14 protein-coding genes and 1 pseudogene are annotated in these 19,834 nt (G+C 62.9%); 9 read left to right on the top strand and 6 right to left on the bottom strand.

Annotated features, from left to right (window positions below; all coding sequences use genetic code 11):
* Positions 1–100 precede the first annotated feature (100 nt).
* From AVAK2825_RS23065 to AVAK2825_RS23040, 6 genes are all read right to left on the bottom strand, one after another.
* On the bottom strand, positions 101–1,768 hold the full coding sequence (locus AVAK2825_RS23065; RefSeq protein ID WP_284402759.1) for a TniQ family protein: 1,668 nt from the start codon (positions 1,766–1,768) through the stop codon (positions 101–103).
* Positions 1,731–3,671, bottom strand: a complete 1,941-nt coding sequence (locus AVAK2825_RS23060) for a TnsD family Tn7-like transposition protein (RefSeq protein ID WP_284402758.1) — start codon at positions 3,669–3,671, stop codon at positions 1,731–1,733. The genes AVAK2825_RS23065 and AVAK2825_RS23060 overlap by 38 nt, the downstream gene beginning before the upstream one ends.
* A gap of 18 nt (positions 3,672–3,689) precedes the next feature.
* Positions 3,690–5,099 (bottom strand): ATP-binding protein, encoded by a 1,410-nt coding sequence (locus AVAK2825_RS23055; protein ID WP_284402757.1) that lies wholly within the window; start codon positions 5,097–5,099, stop codon positions 3,690–3,692.
* Positions 5,096–7,288, bottom strand: a complete 2,193-nt coding sequence (locus AVAK2825_RS23050) for a TnsB C-terminal domain-containing protein (RefSeq protein WP_284402756.1) — start codon at positions 7,286–7,288, stop codon at positions 5,096–5,098. Before AVAK2825_RS23050 ends, AVAK2825_RS23055 begins: the two co-directional genes overlap by 4 nt.
* Entirely contained in the window at positions 7,281–7,982 is a 702-nt protein-coding gene (locus AVAK2825_RS23045) for a TnsA endonuclease N-terminal domain-containing protein (RefSeq protein ID WP_284402766.1), read from the bottom strand. Before AVAK2825_RS23045 ends, AVAK2825_RS23050 begins: the two co-directional genes overlap by 8 nt.
* A 258-nt stretch (positions 7,983–8,240) precedes the next feature.
* On the bottom strand, positions 8,241–9,143 hold the full coding sequence (locus AVAK2825_RS23040) for a LysR family transcriptional regulator (RefSeq protein WP_284402755.1): 903 nt from the start codon (positions 9,141–9,143) through the stop codon (positions 8,241–8,243).
* A gap of 125 nt (positions 9,144–9,268) precedes the next feature.
* On the opposite strand from AVAK2825_RS23040, the gene AVAK2825_RS23035 reads away from it, so the two are divergent.
* The 9 genes and pseudogenes from AVAK2825_RS23035 to AVAK2825_RS22995 form a co-directional block, all read left to right on the top strand.
* Positions 9,269–11,407 (top strand): 3-hydroxyacyl-CoA dehydrogenase NAD-binding domain-containing protein, encoded by a 2,139-nt coding sequence (locus AVAK2825_RS23035; RefSeq protein WP_284402754.1) that lies wholly within the window; start codon positions 9,269–9,271, stop codon positions 11,405–11,407.
* Between the two features lie 149 nt (positions 11,408–11,556).
* Entirely contained in the window at positions 11,557–12,735 is a 1,179-nt protein-coding gene (locus AVAK2825_RS23030) for an acetyl-CoA C-acyltransferase (RefSeq protein ID WP_284402753.1), read from the top strand.
* Between the two features lie 78 nt (positions 12,736–12,813).
* Positions 12,814–14,010, top strand: coding sequence for an acyl-CoA dehydrogenase family protein (locus tag AVAK2825_RS23025; protein ID WP_284402752.1), 1,197 nt, complete (start codon positions 12,814–12,816; stop codon positions 14,008–14,010).
* 100 nt (positions 14,011–14,110) lie between these two features.
* A complete protein-coding gene (locus tag AVAK2825_RS23020; protein WP_284402751.1) occupies positions 14,111–15,271 on the top strand; it encodes an acyl-CoA dehydrogenase family protein in 1,161 nt (386 codons plus the stop codon).
* Positions 15,268–16,074 (top strand): oxepin-CoA hydrolase, alternative type, encoded by an 807-nt coding sequence (locus AVAK2825_RS23015; protein WP_284402750.1) that lies wholly within the window; start codon positions 15,268–15,270, stop codon positions 16,072–16,074. Before AVAK2825_RS23020 ends, AVAK2825_RS23015 begins: the two co-directional genes overlap by 4 nt.
* Before the next feature lie 40 nt (positions 16,075–16,114).
* Positions 16,115–17,362, top strand: coding sequence for a CaiB/BaiF CoA transferase family protein (locus AVAK2825_RS23010; RefSeq protein WP_284402749.1), 1,248 nt, complete (start codon positions 16,115–16,117; stop codon positions 17,360–17,362).
* Between the two features lie 108 nt (positions 17,363–17,470).
* Positions 17,471–18,475 carry a Bug family tripartite tricarboxylate transporter substrate binding protein gene (locus tag AVAK2825_RS23005; RefSeq protein WP_284402748.1) on the top strand — a complete coding sequence of 335 codons (1,005 nt, stop codon included), beginning with the start codon at positions 17,471–17,473 and terminating at the stop codon, positions 18,473–18,475.
* A 77-nt stretch (positions 18,476–18,552) separates the two neighbouring features.
* Positions 18,553–19,566, top strand: coding sequence for a tripartite tricarboxylate transporter substrate binding protein (locus AVAK2825_RS23000; RefSeq protein ID WP_284402747.1), 1,014 nt, complete (start codon positions 18,553–18,555; stop codon positions 19,564–19,566).
* A 123-nt stretch (positions 19,567–19,689) separates the two neighbouring features.
* Positions 19,690–19,834, top strand: a pseudogene (locus AVAK2825_RS22995) (electron transfer flavoprotein subunit beta/FixA family protein); the annotation flags it as partial.

The raw sequence follows: 19,834 nt of genomic DNA, 5'->3' as shown, positions 1-19,834 counted from the left end.
TAAACACGCTCTTATCGATTTCCGGGCGATTCATCTCGGAAGTCCGCCAAGTCCTTTCCCGTAGACATCTACTCTGAAAAAAACAAAGATGTGGACGTGCTCATTGGGTGCCCGTGAAGCACGCAATGGCTTTGGTGCAGAACTGACGGTTCACCCGCGTTTTGTTCAGACCAGCGCGAACCAACACATCTTCAGAGGTAGGGTAGCAACCCTCTTTTATGAGTTCGCGTGTGGCCCAGAATGCCAAGCGGCGATCTTTGCCCGCGTTAACGGCGGTAATCAAGGCTTTTAGTTTTGGCGTAAAGGCAATGGTGTACTGCGCTTGTTGCATGGAGATCTGGACGAACTTGGCCAGCACGGCCGCATTCAAGCGGCCCGGCCGAGCTTGCGTCCGTAAAGCGGACAGAACAGCCCGCGAAAGTGCTACGGCCCTCTCCTGCTGAGTGCGTTGTGCGTTGGTTAGCTGAGGGCTGGTGTTGGCGGTATTTGCCTTGATTCGCGAATGCAGCCAAGAGCTGTCGCGGATTGACGCGCGGATCCGTGAACCGTTGTTGTTCGATATCTTGCCGCTATGTTGTCGAAGCAATTCCTCAATTCGTTCGCGATCGGCCATGATGGTCGGCACGGGTTGCCGACTGAGGTAGCCATAGGTTTGCATAAAGGCTGAGTCGCGCAAGCGCAGCAGCCAGTAGAGTTTCGGTGAGCTCTGCTGCAACCGTGTGGTGGCATTCCCCGGTGATTCGGCCTCGAATCCCTCAAACTCGCGGCGAGCTCGTTCGATCGTGATAGGGCGTCGTACTACTTTCGCCGGAGCCGCTCTGACCTCGACCTGTCTCACTGCCTGCTTGAACTCGTCGAAGCTCAGCCCGGCCGCGCTTAGTAGCGCACTGAACTCAGGGGCCCGCAGCATTCCTACGCTGCCCCCTATTCTTAAGCGCAGAGGCGTTCCAGCCCCCTTCCAAGTCAGTATGGAGGAGTTCCTGAACTGACTGTTTTCCGGCGCGCCGTAGATATCTTGCATGAGCTGCAGTGCACCGCTCCTAAACCGTTCGCGAGGTATTCCCGAGCGTTCGTGCAGAACTGCCACAACCTGCTCTGAAGTCCACGGTGCTTCTACGCAGGCCAGCGTGTCAGCGGCGAACTGGCTCAGTCGAAGTAGGGCTGGCAGATGTTCTGGCGATGGCGCGGTGGTCCGCGACAAGTCCTTCCCGCACTGGCATCGCAGCGCCGGTGGGCGCAACAGGGACTTGGTGAAGGGCAAAACGCAGATCCCGCAAGCCGGGCAAGCGAGCTGTAGTACTACACCGTGTCGGGTGCAGATGCTCGCTACCGGCAGCTGGTGCTGGCGGTGCAGGTACGGTTCACCGTACTCCTTCATGTCGTCGCATAAGCAGGCCGGACAGTAACGTGCGCCGGGCAGAAATTGAGCGTGGCCCAACCCTAGGAGGTTTGTGACAGGGCCAATCGACGCGTCAAGATTGATCCGAAAATGACCGTTGGTGGTTCGATTGAAGGCTAGCCAGAACGGCAATACAGTCAGCTCGCGAAGCATTTGCGGATAGGTATAGCCCAGCGCGGCCAGCAGTCGGTCCAGTTTTGCATCTTGCATGCGAGGTGTGAAATGCGGCGAGACGGACATTGGCCCGTAGCCCGCCTCTTCTAGGAGGCACCGCCACACGCCCGTACTGTTGTGCAGCTTCGTCCGCGTCAAGAGCGACGCGAGTAATTCGTCAGGGTAGGCTGTTGGAAGGAAAGGAATTCTGAGCATTGAATCGGTCAATCTGTTGGTTCGCATAGGTGGCGAGCGCTTGCGACCACTGGCGCAAGCCAGCCACACGCCGGATGCGCCACAGTTGCAGCTGTACGCCGTCAATAGCCAGGACGGCAATGGCGTGGTCGACACGGCGCTTGCCAAAGGCATGCGCGGACTCCACTGCTTTGTCCAGCAGGGCGCCAAGTTGGGGAAACCGACCGAGGTTGCTCCTTACCATCGTCTCGCCGAGTGGACGTAGCAGGCGTGTCTTCGTCAAGCGCCGCGGCGGCACCTCGTCTCGGAGCGCGTCAAGTTGCGCTGCAAGCAGCTGTGACAGCTCGGCGTCGCGACCGACCCAATCTACACGGGCGGGTTGATCGATAGCGGGTTGAATAGGGCGTGCTCTGCTACTGTTCGCCGAGGTGAGCCAGGCGCGGTCATGTCGGTAGAGCCAGGCATAGTCGGCGCTGGCGCGGGCCCGGGCATCTTTCACTCGGCCCATCTCTTCCCTTTGGCAGGCCAGCGCTGCCATCCAGCGTTCTCGCCGCACCGGAAGCTGCGCGATGTCGGCTTCGGACGCGTCCTGGCGTGGTCGCGGCGTCGTCGGGTACTGTGCCAGGATCCGATACACCGAACTCAGCGAAACGCCTGTCTGCTTCGCCACGGCCGGTAGCGAATTCAGAGAGCCCAACGCTTCTAGGATCCGATGGATCACTGCCGGATTCAGCGACTTGCGGCGTTCATGGATCGGAATGTTTCGCTCTCGGCGCCACGCCACCACCGTCGTCACGCTGCGACCGATGCTCGCTGCTACCTGTCGGCAGGATAGCGAACTGTCGCGCAGTGCGGCCTCATAGTCGGCCGCCAAGGCTGAGGATGAAGCGCATGGCTTCGCCGCCTGCTCAATGGAGGGGACGTGGGGAGACGGAGCATGTAGGTCTAAGTCGGACGCTTCGCAAGCCGCCTTGAACGCCGCCACAGAGCCGAAAAGGAAATCGATCGCCAGCAGGTGGCAGATCGGGTGCAGCGATCGCTGTGGCTTCTCGAACAAATGCCGCAGCCACCCTAGTGGAGTTGCTTCGGTAGAGAGCAGTCGCACCTGGTGGTCGAAGCCTTGGAAATCATTGAAACGCTCGCGCAGTGCATTGGTCATCGCCGGAAAGTCCACTTTGTCGCGTCGGGTGCGGTGTCCAAGTGCTAGCGCAGCCCCCCGGTAGATCTCTGCGCGCCTTGATGGAGCTATCACCGGAAGCGCGGCCACGACAAAATCCCGCGACATTTGGGCGAATCTCAGTTGCCGCGCGTCGGCCCAAACGGCGGGTTGAGTCACTGGCTTGCGTGTAGGCAGTATCAGCTGTTGGCGGTGAGTCCGAGCTTGCAAGAGCACGGTCTGAAGCACGACGCCATGAGTGATGCAGCAATTGACTCCTGGCAACTGATGCTGGCGTATCCAATACATGCTGCCGTGGCGGTCCCAACTATCGGCTAGGCAATGGGGGCAGCTGCGCAGAGCAGGATGAGCACCAAAGCGGTTGGCCACCCGCCCCATCAATGTCTTCAGCCCCTTGCCGTCACCATGCAGGATGCGTTGGTGCACTCGCGAATAAGTCGCATCAGTGAGGAATGGCCTGTGATAGGGCAGCAGCGTGCCGTCTTCGAGCAACCTATCGAGGTTGGGGAACGGCAGCAGGCCACCGAGCCGTTCTGCCATCGCAAGTAGCCGCGAAGGCAAGTCCACGCTCGGAACCATTGTGCGGCAGTCAAAAAACTGCTGGAGTACATCGCGCGGCGAGCCCATGGCATTGAGTGCTGCAACCCGGGCCAGCCACGAATACAGCAGCTCGTCCGGCAGCAATGAGGGCACAAACGCGATGTTTGAGTCGAACACAAAATCACTGACGCTCAACTGCAATGCCAAGAGTGTCTGTTGGAATGATCAGAGGGCCAGCGGATCTTCTTCGGGCAGATCGAACGGGCCGCCGCTGGCAGCGGTAGATTGGCGTGCCCGCTTGGGTGAAGGCGACGCCGGGGGCGGTGTGGCCGCGACGTCATCGAACTCCTCGTCGCCTCCCCGGCGTGTCCCGTTTGCCGGCGGCCCGTCGTTAGCGCCGAGCAGTTGGCGAAGCGCCCGGTACTTTTGGCTAAAAATCAGGTCGTCGAAGGCGCGCAACTTGAGGGGATCTTTGCTACGCAAGGCGGCGATGGCGGGTTGTAAAAAGGCCATGTCGGTCGCTGCGGTGCGCTCGAATGCGGCGACATCGATGACTTCGCGCCCGCCGATCTCGTTGCGCTGTGACAAGGTGAATGCCAGCGAGGCGAACGCCGTGTTGCCTGCCGACGCCGCGTGCCAGGCGTTCAGAATCTCCTTCGTCAGAGGCGTCTTCTTCTTAACAAAGGTATATTCCCAGTAGGTTTCGCAGAACTCCAGCCACTGCGTATCAGTGCGCGCCATTGGGCGAAGTACCGTTTGGCCGTGGGACGTGAGCTTTCTGGCGTTGCGGACGCTGTCCTCGATCACGGATTGCACCGCTGGTGTCGCGAGCGCTAGTAAGCTGATCCCCAGTCGCTCAATGATTTCGCTGAAGAGGTTCAATACAAATTCAGCATTCGCGCCGCGGGCGCTGCGCAGATTTTGGACTTCATCGATGACCATGAACCCCAGGGAGACCGCAGTAGCAACCCGGTTCATCAGCTCCACCATGGGCGCGACGTTGCGAATCGCCTTGGCTTGCCGTGCGTAGTTAGTTCCCAGCAGCTTATCGATCTCATCGAAGAACTGGATGCAGAGGCTCTTCAACGTGGCGTCGTGCGGAACGCGAAGGACAACGTAGACCACCTGATGGCATCTCAGATCAGTACCCTTGTAGTTGCTGTGCGCAATCACCTGCGGGTAGCGCAGTAGGAAGGAGAGGGCAAAGGTCGTCTTGCCCATACCGCTGACGGCCATCATGAAGTGACCTTTGGCGGACGACTTCCAGTCGGCTGGGAACGGGAAGCCATCGGCGCTGTTGGTCGCCAGGGCGTGTCGCCGCTGCCGATCCATCACGGTCAGGGGATTGCGCGCGACATAGGTGTCCCGCATCATGGTGGCCAACGCGATGCCTGCTTTTTGATACTCGGGAAACGGAAAGACGATGTCGTTGATCGTCGACATTTCCATCATGCGTACCACTTCGCCGGCGCGCCGCGTAGTGGCGGTTGGCTTGGGTGGGTAGTGCGACAGCAGCGTTAAGAACTCCAGTTTGGTCTGCTCAATCTGCGGCAAAGCTTCGATGAACGGGTTGCCTGAGAAGCGACTGACGCCCGTATTGCGATAGTCGGCTGGGTGAATTTCTACTTTGCTCAACGCTTGTTCCTATGCTGTCGAATTAATGCAAGATTGCGCAGGCGCTCCTCTTCCTCCAAGCGAGCCCAGTCAGCGGTTGCTGTTGGGTCATCCGTTTGCGGTTGCTCTTGCCTAAGCGCTGGCGGCTTGCCGACCAGCTCCTCCTTCATGCGGGCGGTCTCCTGTGCTCTCGCCGCCATGTGGGCCGCTTTGGGAAGCGTGACAGCTTTGGAGCGGCCTTTGCGCAATGGCGCCCGCTTCTCGTTCTTCGCTGTCAGACGCGCAATTCGCCCTTCATGCTCGGCACGGGCCCATAGAAGCGATGTTCGGCTTGCTAGCGCCTCTTCCTCGTCGAGCGACATGCCTGCAATCTCCTGGGCCGTTCCCTCCGTCATCACGAAGCGAGCCCACGTCCCTTGATCGCTTGGCACCCAGACCTCAGTAGGCAAGGTCTTGTCCAACTTGACATCGACAGATTTCGCGCGGCCCGTCGAGCGACGTGCCAATTCCGCAGCTGGCTCGTTGTCCGGTAGGTAGGGGCGACCCTTGTAGCGGAGCACGCTTTTGGCAATGCTGGCTTTGTCGGTGCTCAGCAGCAAGCGGTGATAGTCGTCCTCGCTAAGCGGTGCAGATCGCAGGCCCGTGATGTTCTTGAGCCCCCAAAGATAGGCGTCCCTGGGGGTTGGAGCAACACCGGCCTGGGTCAAAATGCGACGGCGTCGCAAGGTTCTATGCGGGCGGTTGTTGTGGTCCTCGATGATGTCGACGAGCAGTCGATAGGCATCGGCCAACGTGCGAACGGCGCAGGCCTCAGCTTTGCGAGCTGTTCTCTTGGTCCTTGGATCCATGGGCCGATCTGCGTATGCCCCTTGTATGCCCGATGCCGCCATCCGCCGCTTGATTTCGCGAATCAACCGTTCCACGATGGCTTTGCCGTCGGGGCAGAGGGGCGGCAGCGGCGTCATGTCGATGCGCAGATCGTTGACGACGCTCTGTTCCATGGCGTCGCTCATGAAATCAGAGCCGCGATCTGGGCAGATGACAGCCGGCATGCGCCCGACGGGCCAGCGAGCATCGGTGATGTTGATGCCGAGCCGTTTGAAGCGCGCCTCCCGCGAGGTGAAGGCGATGAGCAGCGCGTGGCGCACCTCTTCATAGGATGCCGAGCGAAGCGAAAGGTATGCCGAGACAACAAAACGGCTCCACCTGTCGATGAGAAAATAAATGGTCGGCTTCCCGACCAGCACAGGTGGGTCGTCGTGTGAGACCAAATGAATGCGGCCGCCCGTGGCGTCGATTTCGTAGATCTCGCAAGGCCCTGCCGCGCGTACTGAGCCTAGATAGCCAGGGTTGCGCTGATGGGTGCGCATGTTTCTCGCGAGCTCGTCGGAGACGCGAAGGTGCTCATCGATGTAGTAGCGGAACTGTCGCGCGGTGACGGGTTCGGGCACTTCTCCACGCATATACCGGGCGTAGATCGCTGTATGACGACGACGAAACTCCCCGGCTAAATACTCTTCGTGTGCGGTCGATTTGAATGCAGGCCCCTTCGTCAGGAGGCGACGGAAGCAGGTCACCATGTCCTCGATGTCTTCTGCGCGCACTATGAACTGGTTGCGCCCCAATTCTTCGGCTAACGCCGATTGACGGCCCCTTCGCTTCGGAGGGGCGTAATTTCCACCAGCGGCGGACGGGTACGAAGCCTTTCCTGGCTTGACGCCGCGCGGCAATGGCAGCAGGGCCAGACGCGTGCCGCCGAAGTAGTAGTATCTAAGAATGGTCCGGAGCAGGGTCGTCTGGCTGGTCTCCGTCTCTTCGGCGCGTTGGCGGATCAGCGCGGTGAATGAGTGGCGGGATAAGCTCGTCTTGCGATTGAAGACTTTGATTAGAGGCTCGACCAGATGCCACGCGGTCTCCAGTTGAGTGGAGCGCTCGCTTCCCTTCGTTGGCTCGTTGGTCAACGCTGCTGGCAGAACTAGCTTTCCCCAGGCGGAAGAGGCCGTGCCAGCGAGGGCCCGAAGCTCGCTGAGTGAGATCGATGTTGGCCGCCTGGCATATCTCGCGCCCTCCGGCTCGCCTACCCACATGGCATAGATGCAGTCGCTAAAGACGTGGGTCAAACGCAGATAGCGATTGGTGTCCTCTCCAACGCGAAGTACCAGACCGGGGGTCGGCGCTGGGTTGCCCGCAATTACCTGGAACTCAGACATGGACCGTCTCCGTCTGCAGTACGACTGGAGCGTTCAAGGCCAAGGGATGCACCAGCGACGGCTGAATACGGTTGGACCAAGCGCAATAGCGGAACACGTCCTGCATGACAGTGGTCGGCTGCCTAAGCAGCTTCGACAACTTCGCCAGCAATTCGCCTAGCGGCAGATTGCGCGAGTAGGCTGCGGCAAACTGTTCCACGAATCGATTCTCCAGCGAAGAATCCAAGACGTATCGGTGCCTAAACCATGCTCGCATGAAGCGGAGGGTCTCTAGCATCGTCTTGTTGAATCGCTTGGTGTCTACCAGCGTCCAAGGAATGCCGCGTTCTTGGCACCACGCGTGTTCCACCTTGAGCCGCAGCCGGACGAACGGGTCGAAGGCGTCTTCGGGCGACTTGACGCTGGCGGCTCGGTACTTTAGCTCTCCATTGACTCGTTCTGTGATCAAAAGGTCGATAGTGAAGGGCTCTGGGTACCCACTTCGCGCAGTATGTCGTACGCCGAACTGCTCGCAAAGCTCAAGAGTTCGATCGAAGTCAAGAATGGGCCACTGCTCTCGAAGGTCGACGGTGGAGGCGCGTCGCTCAAGTAGGAAGAAGTAGATCGCCTCGAGTTCTGACAACAGATGATGGGATCTGCCCGTAGAAACGCCACGGATGATGGCGGATGTGCCTTTGGATGGGACATCACGCACTTTCAACCAGGGAACGTAAAGTGAGCCCAAACCGACGCCACGGCGGCGCTTGATGCGAGCTCTCAGGTGTGGAGGATAAAGGAGAGGGTTTGGCTTCCAATACACCCCTTAATTGTGAACGAAATTAGTCTGAAATTTCCGTAAAATTAGTCAATCCAAGACTGCTGCGCGACAGTTGCACGCTCGGGAGCGAATCGCCTGCTTTTGCAAATCAAGTAACGACCATCTCTGGCTAACGCACTCCACCATGGCCAAGGCCTAAGGTGGGGGCTCAGTTGCAGCAGCTGCTTTTTCCAGAAGAAATTCAATGCAGGTTCGCACGGCCCGCGTCTGGTGGCGGTTGGGCAGATACAGCAGGTACATGTGGGTGCCGAAGATGCTCAGGCGGTATTCATCCAGCGTGGTCAGCACCTCACCGCTTTCCAGCTTGTCCTGCACCACGTAGTCCGGCACCAGGCCCACTCCCAGGCCGGCCAGGATGCCCTGGCGCAGGAAAGGGAAATGCTCGGAGATCAGCGTGGGCTCCAGCATCACCTCATGCCGTTCGCTGCCCTGGTAGGCCGCCAAGCGCAGTTGCCGCCCGGTCACGCCGGCGGTGATCACGGGACTGGTGCGCAGGGCGTGCAGAGTGCGCGGCAGCCCGTGGCGATGCGCGTAGTCGATAGAGGCGCAGGCCAGGTAGCGCACGGTGCCCAGGCTGCGAGCCACCAGTGACAGCGGCGGCTCCTGCACCACGCGGATGGCGATATCGACTTCGTCGCGCAGATTGTCGGCGCGGTTCTCGAACAGCACGTCCAGCACGATGCCCGGGTAAGTGCGCTTGAACTCGATCAGCCAGTCGCTCACCACAATCTGTCCATAGCCGCTGGGCACGCTGATGCCCACGCGGCCCTGCAAGCCCTGGCCCAGGGTGGTGATGGCTTCGCGCGCGGCCAGCATCTCGTTGTGGATGGTGCGTCCGTGCTGGTACAGGCGCAGGCCGATTTCCGTGGGCTCCACGCGGCGCGTGGTGCGCTGCACCAGCTGCACGCCCACGTCCTTCTCCAGCTTCGCGAGGTGGTAGCTCACGTTGGCGCGCGTCATCTTCAGCTTGCGAGCGGCCTGGCTCAGGTTGCCGCTGTCGATGATCTCCACCAGCAGAGTCAGCGATTGGGAATCCATGTCTCAACAGTTATTGGTTTAAATCATTTGACAGTCTGTCAATGATTCATGGGATTGTTAGAAACCATTGTCGCCGTAAGAATGGATGCTGGACGTTCCAGATCCACAACAAAGGAGACAAACGCATGACCCGTGAGGCAGCGGCTTCCGTCGTTCAAACCCGCCAGCAAGGCGATGTGCTGGTGGTCGGCATCCACAATCCGCCCGTCAACGCCTTGGGCGCTGCCGTACGCCAGGGCCTGTTGGCTGCGGTGGCGCAGGCCGAAGCCAGCGCAGCGGTGAAGGCCGTGCTGATCGTGGGCGAGGGCAAGGCGTTCATCGCCGGTGCCGATATCCGTGAATTCGGCCAGCCTGCCGTGCCGCCGTCGCTGCCCGAAGTCTGTGCGCGGATCGAGGCGTGCACCAAGCCGGTCATTGCTGCCATCCATGGTGCTGCGCTGGGGGGCGGACTGGAGGTGGCGCTGGCGGCCCATTACCGCCTGGGCTTGCACAACGCTGCCGGTGGTGCGCAATTGGGCCTGCCCGAAGTGAACCTGGGCCTGCTGCCAGGCGCTGGAGGCACACAGCGTGCGCCGCGCCTGATGGGCGCCAAGGCCGCAGCCGAACTGATGCTGAGCGGCAAGCCCATGTCGGCACGGGCGGCGCTGGCCGCAGGCCTGTTGGACCAGTGCGTGGAGGGCTCCGACGCCACGGCCGCAGGCCTGGCCTTTGCCAACGCCTTGCTGGCGCAGAACGCTCCTGTGCGCCGCACGCGCGACCTGCCCATTCCGGACGCGGCTGCGGCGCTGGCCGACCTGGACGCGTTGGCAGTCGACACGGCCAAAAAGAGCCGAGGCTTGTTTTCACCCTCGAAGATCGTCGAATGCGTGCGCGCCGCAGTCGAGTTGCCGTTCGACGAGGGACTGGCCAAGGAGCGCGCGCTGTTCGTGGAGTGCCTGAACAGCCCACAGCGCGCTGGCCTCATTCATGCGTTTTTTGCCGAGCGCGAGACTGCCAAGATCCCCGAGGCCCGGGCCGCAGCGCCGCGCACTGTCGATCGGATCGCCGTCATCGGGGGCGGCACCATGGGCGCGGGCATTGCGGTGTCTGCACTCGATGCCGGATTCTCGGTGGTGATGTTGGAGCGTGATGCCGAGGCCATTGCGCGCGGCCAGGCCAATGTGGAAAAAGTCTACGACGGCCTGATTGCCAAGGGTCGAATGAGCGAGGAGGACAAGGCCGCCATCCTGGCACGCTACGTGCCGACCACGCGCTATGAAGACATCCAGGCAGTGGACCTGGTGATCGAGGCCGTGTTCGAGGACATCGAGGTCAAAAAGGCCGTTTTCAAAGAGCTGGACCGTGTCTGCAAGCCCGGTGCGGTGCTGGCCACCAATACCTCGTACCTCGACATCGATGCCATTGCGGCGGCCACCTCGCGCCCGCAGGACGTGATCGGTCTGCACTTCTTCAGCCCGGCCAACATCATGAAGCTGCTGGAAATCGTGGTGCCGGCCCGAGTCGCCCCCGACGTGGTGACGACGGCCTTCGAACTGGCCAAGCGCATGAAGAAGACGCCGGTGCGCGCCGGCGTGTGCGACGGCTTCATCGGCAACCGCATCCTGGCCGTGTACAAGCAGGCCGCCGACTTCCTGATGGAAGACGGCGCTTCGCCCTATGAGATCGACGCCGCGTTGCGCGGCTTCGGCTACCCCATGGGCCCTTTCCAGGTGACCGACCTGGCGGGCGGCGACATTGGCTGGGCGACGCGCAAGCGCCGTGCCGCCACGCGCGACCCGAAGACCCGCTATGTGGAGATCGCCGACCGCATCTGCGAGCGCGGCTGGTTCGGCCAGAAGACGGGCCGGGGCTTTTATGTGTACCCGCAGGGCGCCCGCGCGGGCCAGCCCGACCCCGAGGTGCTGGCCATCGTCGATGCCGAGCGCGCCAGGAAAGGCATCACGCCGCGCAGCTTCACCTCGGAAGAGATCGTTCGCTGCTACATGGCCGCGATGGTCAACGAAGGCGCCAAGGTCGTGGACGAGGGCATCGCCCTGCGCCCGCTGGATGTGGACGTGACCTTCCTGTCAGGCTACGGTTTCCCGCGTTTTCGCGGCGGACCGATGAAGTACGCCGACATGGTGGGGTTGGACGCCATCCTGGCCGACATCCGCGAGTTCGCGAAAGAGGACCCGCTGTTCTGGCAGCCTGCGCCGTTGCTGGAAAGGCTGGTGGCCGAAGGCCGGAACTTCGACAGCCTGAACCAAGCTGCGGCAAAGGCCTGAGACGGGCGCTGTCGGTCGAATCAAAACAGAGAGCGTTTGCTGTTGGACTGTCGGCAGATTCAGATGCCTTTGGCGCTGAATCGTCCGTGGCGCCAGCGCAAGCCGCTACTGAAAACGCAGTGAACCACCTACCGAGACAAGAGAAAAACATGCGCGAAGCCGTCATCGTTTCCACCGCCCGCACGCCCCTGGCCAAGTCCCACCGCGGCGAGTTCAACGCCACCCCTGCGCCCCAGTTGGCGGCGTATTCGGTCAAGGCCGCCGTGGAGCGCGCGGGTATCGACCCGGGGATGATCGAGGACCTCATCCTGGGTTGCGGCAATCCCGAGGGCATGCAGGGCAAGAATCTGGGCCGCCAAACGGTGTTGCGGGCCGAGCTGCCGCTGTCCATCGCTGGCACCACGGTCACGCGTTTCTGCGCTTCGGGTCTGCAGGCGCTTGCCATCGCTGCCGGCCGTATCGTGGCCGAAGGCGTGGATGCCATGATCGCTGGCGGGGTGGAAAGCATCTCGGGCGCACGCGCCCTGGGCACTCCGGCCGACCTGGACCCCTGGCTGGTGGAGCGCAAGCCCGAGTTGTTCATGGCCATGATCGACACGGCCGACGTGGTGGCCCAGCGCTACGGCATCACGCGCGAGGACCAGGACGCCTTCTCGCTGCAGAGCCAGCAACGCACCGCCGCCGCGCAAGACAAGGGCGTGTTCGCCGAGGAAATCATCGCTTGCGCCGCACGCATGGCCGAGAAGAACAAAGACTCCGGGGAGGTCACCTACCGCGACGTGATCGCTACCCGGGACAATTGCAACCGCCCCGGCACCACGCTGGAGGGGCTGGCCAAACTTGAACCTGTCAGAGGCGAGGGCCACTTCGTGACAGCCGGCAATGCCTCGCAGCTGTCCGATGGATCCAGTGCCTGCGTGCTGATGGAAGCCAGGCAGGCCGAACGCCTGGGCCTGCAGCCCCTGGGCGCCTTTCGAGGTATGGCCGTGGCGGGCTGCGAACCGGACGAGATGGGCATCGGCCCGGTGTTCGCAGTGCCGAAGCTCCTGAAGCGCCATGGGCTCACGGTGGATGACATCGGGCTGTGGGAGCTGAACGAAGCCTTCGCCTCGCAGGCCCTGTACTGCCAGCGGCAACTGGGCATTCCCATGGAACGCCTGAACGTCAACGGGGGAGCCATCTCCATCGGCCATCCTTTCGGCATGACGGGCGCGCGCCTGGCTGGCCACATCCTGCTCGAAGGCCGGCGCCGCAAGGCGAAGTACGGCGTGGTGACCATGTGCATCGCTGGCGGCATGGGAGCGGCCGGCCTGTTCGAGATGTATTGATGCCCTGAATCGCTGTGCGCCGTCTCCCCGGCAGGGGCGAAAGGCGCTTGGTTCCAGGGACGACTGAGGAAATAGCAAATGGATCTCCAATTCACACCGCAGGAAGAAGCCTTCCGCACCGAAGTGCAGGCCTTCCTGAAGGCCGAGCTGCCGGCGCGCATCGCTACCAAGGTCAAGGCCGGACAGCGACTGACCAAGGCCGACCAAGAGGAGTGGCACGCCATCCTGAACGCGCGCGGCTGGCTGGCCAACCACTGGCCCCAGGAGCACGGCGGCCCGGGCTGGAGCGCGGTCGAGAAGTTCATTTTCGATACCGAATGCGCGCTGGCCGGTGGCCCGCGCATCGTGCCGTTCGGCGTGAGCATGCTGGGCCCGGTGCTCATCAAGTACGGCAATGAAGCGCAGAAGCGTTACTGGCTGCCGCGCATCCTGAGCGGCGCCGACTGGTGGTGCCAGGGCTATTCCGAGCCCGGCGCGGGCTCGGACCTGGCCTCGGTCAAGACCATGGCGGTGCGGCAGGGCGACCATTACGTCGTCAACGGCCAGAAGACATGGACCACCCAGGGCCAGCACGCCAACATGATCTTCTGCCTGGTGCGCACCCAACGCGAAGCCAAGGCCCAGGCCGGCATCAGTTTCCTGCTGGTGGACATGAACAGTCCCGGCGTGGAGTTGCGCCCCATCCGCACGCTGGACGGCGATCACGAGGTCAACGAAGTCTTCTTCACCGACGTGAAGGTGCCGGTGGACCACCTAGTGGGCGAGGAGAACAAGGGCTGGACCTATGCCAAGTACCTGTTGACCTATGAGCGCACGGGCATCGCGGGCGTGGGCTTTTGCATCTCGGCCCTGGCCAAGCTCAAGATCATCGCTGCCAAGGTGCAAAAGAACGGCAGGCCGATCGACCAGGACCCGCTGTTCGCCGCGCGCATGGCCCGCGTCGAGATCGACCTGGAGAACATGAAGACCACCAACCTGCGTGTGATTGCCGCCGTGGCCGGTGGCGGGGTGCCGGGCGCGGAAAGCTCCATGCTCAAGATCCGCGGCACCGAGATCCGTCAGGAGATCCTCTCGCTGATCCGCCGCGCCATGGGCCCTTATGCCGCCCCTTTCATCGAGGAAGCGCAGTACGAGGGCTACACGCAAGCGCCGGTGGGCCCGCAGGAGGCTGCAACGGCCGCCGCCAACTACTTCAACTACCGCAAGCTGTCGATCTTCGGCGGCTCCAATGAAATCCAGAAGAACATCATCTCCAAGATGATTCTCGGCCTGTAGCCATGCAAGCCCTCTTGAGTTGTTTGGCGCCTGCCCCTTGCGAGGAGACGACCTGCGCGGTGGCCGCTTTCGGGCCCCATGGATTGAGAAAGAGTTTCCTATGAACTTCGTACACACCGAAGACCGCCGCATGCTGGCGGACAGCCTGAACCGTTTCATCGCCGAGCAGTACGGCATGGAGCGCCGCAACCAGTTCGCCTATGGCGACGAGGGCCACAGCCCCGCCCTGTATGCCCGGTTCGCAGAGCTGGGCGCCATCGGCGCTTTGTTCCCCGAAGCCGCAGGAGGCTTTGGCGGCGGAGGTTTCGACATCAGCGTGGTGTTCGAAGCCCTGGGCAGAGGCTTGGTGGCTGAGCCGCTGCTGGGGGCCCTGGTCGTGGGCCAGGCGCTGATCGCGGCGGGCACCGAGGCGCAGAAAGCCAGGGTGCAAGACATTGCCGCCGGTGGTGTGGTCGCTGCCTTGGCCCACGACGAACCCGGCAGCCACTACGAGCTTTCCAATGTCTCGGCGGCAGCTACCAAGACCGCCCAGGGCTGGGTGCTGAACGGTGCCAAGTCGGTGGTGGCATTTGGTGGAAAGGCCGATCTGCTGCTGGTTTCCACACGCACTGCGGGCCGCCCTTTCGACACCGACGGCATCAGCCTGTTCCTGGTGGACGGCAGCGCGGTCGGCATTGCCGAGCGCAGCTACAGCCGTATCGACGGCGGCCGTGCAGCTGAACTGACGTTCACCGATGTGCAGCTTGGCTCCGAAGCGCTAGTGGGCCAGGAAGGGGCGGGTTACGCGCTGCTAGAGCTCGTGCAGGGCTATGCGCTGCTGGCACTGGCGGCCGAAGCCCTGGGTGCCTTGGATGTGGCCAAGCAGAGCACTCTGGAGTACCTGCAGACGCGCAAGCAGTTCGGCGTGGCCATCGGCACCTTCCAGGCCCTGCAGCACCGCATGGCCGACCTGTTGCTGGAGGTGGAGCAGATGCGTTCGGCCGTCATCAACGCGGCCGACGCCATCGACAACGCGCGGGGCGGGGCGCGCGAACGCACTTTGTCGGCTGCCAAGTACACCGCAGGCTATGTGGGCGCGCTGGTCGCGGAGGAAAGCATCCAGCTGCACGGCGGTATCGGCATGACCTGGGAGTTGCCCCTTTCGCACTACGCCAAGCGCCTGGTGCTGATCGACCATCAGTTCGGCGACGAAGACCACCACCTTGCCCGGTTCATCGCTCTGGGCGCGGCATCCGCTGATTCCCCGAAAGGACGGCCATGACAGAGACCAACCCGCCTTTGCTGCAGCGGCGCGATGGCGCCGTGCTGGTGCTGAGCAACAACAACACGGCTGCGCGCAATGCGCTGTCCCCCGCGTTCTACGCCGCACTGACGCAGGCCTTGGTCGAGGCGCAGGCCGATCCTTCGGTGGGCGCTGTCGTGCTCACAGGAGAGGGCGGCCATTTCTGCGCGGGTGGCGACCTGAGGCAGTTGGCCAAACGGCGTGAGTTGAGCGTCGAACAGCGACGCGAGAAGCTCGAAGGTCTGCACGACCTCATCCGCGCCGTGCGCGACTGCGAGAAGCCCGTGATCGCTGCAGTGGAGGGCGCCGCCGCGGGTGCTGGCCTGTCCCTCGCCCTGGCGTGCGACATGCTGGTGGCGGCGCGCGATGCCGTGTTCTCCGTGGCCTATGTGAAGGTCGGCCTCACTCCCGACGGCGGTGCGACGGCGTTCCTGGCCGAGTTCGTTTCACGCCAGGTGCTGACCGAGTTGTGCCTGACGGGTGAGCGCCTGTCGGGCGAACGCCTGCATGCCTTGGGTGCGGTCAACCGCCTGGCCGAACCGGGCAAGGCTCTGGCGGGCGCTGTGGCACTGGCCGCCAGCGTGGCGGACGGTCCGCACCGGGCGATGGCACGCATCAAGGCCTTGTGCCGTACTGCGCCCCATGCGTCGCTGGAGGAGCAGCTGGAAAGTGAAGCCCGCTTCATGGTGATGTCGCAAGCGACCGAAGAGTCGCGCGAGGGCATCGGCGCGTTCCTGGAAAAGCGCACGCCGGACTTCGCACCGCTGCGCGGTGCGGACTGACGCACGCATGCCCACTACGACCAACACAGGAGACAACACCATGACCGCCCCAGAACCTTCGCAGGACATCGATTTTCCGCTGGAAGGCGTGCGCGTGCTCGATCTGTCGCGCGTGTTCGCCGGGCCGCTGTGCGGCCAGGTGCTGGCCGATTTCGGCGCCGAGGTCATCAAGGTCGAGCACCCGGGCCGCGGCGATGACACACGCGACTGGGGCTTGCGCATCGGCAAGACCGAGACCACTTACTACAACAGCATGAACCGCAACAAGCGGTCCATTACGCTGGATCTGCAAAGCCCCGAGGGCCTGCAGATCATCCGTGACCTGCTGCCGCAGTTCGACGTCGTCATCCACAATTTCAAAACCGGTGGGGCCGAGAAGCTGGGCCTGGGCTACGAGCAGTTGAAGGCGCTGCGGCCCGGCCTGATCTATTGCGCGGTGGCTGGCTACGACAGCAGCGGCCCGGAGGCCAAACGCCCTGGCTACGACCTGGTGATCCAGGGCGAGGCGGGCCTGATGGCGCTCAACGGCGAGGCCACGCAGCCACCGCTGAAATTCGGCGTGGCTGTGGTGGACCTGATGACCGGCATGTACGCTGCGCAGGCGGTGCTGGCGGCGCTGTTTCGCCGGGAGCGCACTGGGCACGGCCGGCTCATAGAAATGGCTTTGTACGACTGCGGGATCATGGTCACAGGCTACTACGGCCTCGACGCCATGCAGCTGGGCCGCGATCCGGAGCGCTACGGCAATGCGCACCCGTCCATCGTTCCCTACGGCATGTACGACGCGGCCGATGGTCCGTTGATCATCGCCGTAGGCAACAACGCGCAGTTCGACAAGTTCTGCCGCCAGGTCATCGAGCGGCCCGACATCGTGGAAGACCCGCGCTTTTCCACCAACGTGAACCGGGCCAGGAACCGCGTGGAACTGGGCCCCTTGCTGAAGGCGCTGATCCATGCCTTCCCGCGCGATCTGCTGCTGGAGCGCCTCACGGCCGCCGGTATTCCCTGCGGCCGTGTGGCGGGGCTGCACGAGGCGCTGACCAGCGAGAGAACGCGCCGCAGCGGCCTGCTGCGCGACATGCCGCACCCCGTGGTCGGAACCACGCCCGTCTTTGCACCTCCTTACCGCATGGACGGCCAGCGCCTGCCCATCCGCAGCGCGCCGCCCACGCTGGGCGAGGGCACACGCGAGGTGCTGCACCGCCTGCTGTCGATGAGCGACGCCGAACTGCAGCAACTGCAGCAGCGCGGCGTGCTGACCCTGCCGGACGATTCGCCACCGGCCTGAAGGCCGTCCATTTCACCGCCCGGTCGCTTGCGAAAACACCGCATCAGACGGTGCATGGGGCCGTTTTCATCCCTTGACGACGATCGCACTGATCCAGGAGACAACGCTATGGGAATCCAATACAACCGCCGCAACCTGCTGCAAGAGCTGGCCGCGCTGGGGGGCACCAGCCTGCTCGGCCAGGCCGCAGCGCAAACCGGCAAAGCAGCCTGGCCGACCAAGCCCATCCGGCTGATCGTGCCGTTCAACGCCGGGGGGGCGACGGACATCATCGCCCGCACGGTGGGCGAAGCGCTGGCAAAACGCGTGGGCCAGCCCGTGGTAGTGGACAACCGGGGCGGTGCCGCCGGCATCCTGGGTACCGACGCAGTGACCAAGGCCGCACCGGACGGGCACACCCTGTTGGTATCGCTCAGCACATCGATGCTGATCAACCAATTTCTGTACACCAAGCTGCCCTACGACCCGCAGAAGGACATCACGCCCATCACCCAGATCGCGGCAGCGCCCGTCACGCTGGTGGTGCACCCGTCGGTGCCCGCGAGCAATATGAAAGAGTTGCTGGCCTACGTGAAGGCCCACAAGGGCAAGCTCTCGTACGGTTCCTGGGGCGTGGGTTCCTACGCGCACCTGGCCGGGGCCTACATGAGCAAGACGATGGACGCCGACATGACCCACGTGGCTTACAAGGGCGAGGCGCCCATGATCCAGGAGCTGATCGGCGGCCAGCTGCAGCTGTGCTTCTCCAGTGCGCTGAACACCAAGCCCTTCATCGATGCGGGCCGCCTGAAGGCCATCGGCGTAACGGGCAAGCAGCGCATGGACATCCTGCCCACGCTGCCCTCCATCTACGAGCAGGGGGTGCCGGACGATGCGTATGCCATCTTCGGCTGGGTGGCCATGGGTGCCCCTGCCGGACTGCCCAAGGAGATCGTGGACCAGCTCTACGGCCATCTGCGCGAGATCGCCAAGGACCCGAAGGTGCTGGAACGCACCGTGGGGGCCGGCTTCATGCCCCTGATGAACAGCCCTGAAGCCTTTCGCGAGAACTACCAGCGCGACATGCCTGTCTGGAAGGCTTTGGTCGACGAAGCTGGCGCCAAGCTCGACTGAAACCTGGCGGCCGCAGCTCAGCAACGAGTCAGTGGCTGCCCCTGCAATGACTGACCGATGGATTGACGGGAAACACCATGCCTATGCCTCACAAAACGTTCTTTGCCTGCACGCGCCGGAACACCCTTCTGGCGCTGGCCGCCGCCCCCTGGCTTTTCGGGAGCGCCAGCGCGCAGCAAGCGGCGGCCGTCTGGCCCACCAAGATGATCAAGCTGGTGGTGCCTTTTCCGGCAGGGGGGCCCACGGACACGGCTTCGCGCATCGTCGGGCAGAAGCTGGCCGATCGGTTGAAGCAGTCCGTGGTGGTGGACAACCGTCCGGGTGCCTCGGGCTCCATCGCTGCATCGCAGGTGGCCAAGGCCGACCCGGATGGCTACACCTTCATGATGCTGGCCACTCCGACCTTGCTGGCCCCGCATCTCTACAAGAAGCTGAGTTACGACACGGTGAAAGATTTCACCCCCGTCGCCACGGTCTATGACCTGCCCATCGTGGTGGTGGTCAACCCGGCGCAGTTGCCGGACGTGACCGACCTGCGCACGCTCATCGCCCACGCCAAGGCGCAGAAGACGCCGCTCAACTACACCAGTTCCGGGACCGGCAGCTTTGGCCATCTCAGCATGGAGTTGCTCAAGCAGATGGGCCATTTCGACATGCAGCATGTGCCCTACAAGGGCGGCGTTCCTGCCATCACCGACACCATCGGCGGCCAGGTGCCCATCATGTATGCCGACCTGGTCGCTGCACTTCCGCATATCCAGGCCGGCAAGCTGCGGGCGATCGCCGTGGGCTCGCCCCAGCGGGTAATCATGCTGCCGGATGTGGCAACCATCGCCGAGCAAGGCTTCAAGGGTTACGACGCCGTGTCCTGGGGCGGACTGCTTGCACCACCCGGTACGCCGAAACTGGTGGTGGACCGGGTGGCGAACGAGGTCAAGCAGATCCTGGCCGAAAAAGAAACGCAGGAGAAGCTGCTGCACGCTGGCGCCATCGCGCATTTCGAAGACCCCGCGCAAATGGGCAAGCATGTTCAGCAAGACTACGCCAAATGGGGCCAGCTGATCCGAGACAAGGGCATTGCCTCGGAGTGACCCCCATTCAGTAATCCATCGGCCGCTTCATGCGTGAAGCCCATGCCCGTCTGCGAGCGCCTGGCTGGGCCGGCCTGCCGAGCGCTTCATCAAACCATCCTTTGCACAGGAAAGAACACTGCCATGAAAATTCTGGTTACCGTCAAGCGCGTGGTGGACTACAACGTGAAGGTCCGAGTGAAGTCGGACAACACGGGTGTGGACATCGCGAACGTGAAGATGAGCATGAACCCCTTTGACGAGATCGCCGTCGAGGAGGCCGTGCGCC

This window comes from Acidovorax sp. SUPP2825 (assembly GCF_030158995.1).
Lineage (GTDB): Bacteria > Pseudomonadota > Gammaproteobacteria > Burkholderiales > Burkholderiaceae_C > Paracidovorax.
This window is presented reverse-complemented; position numbering and strand designations above follow the sequence as displayed.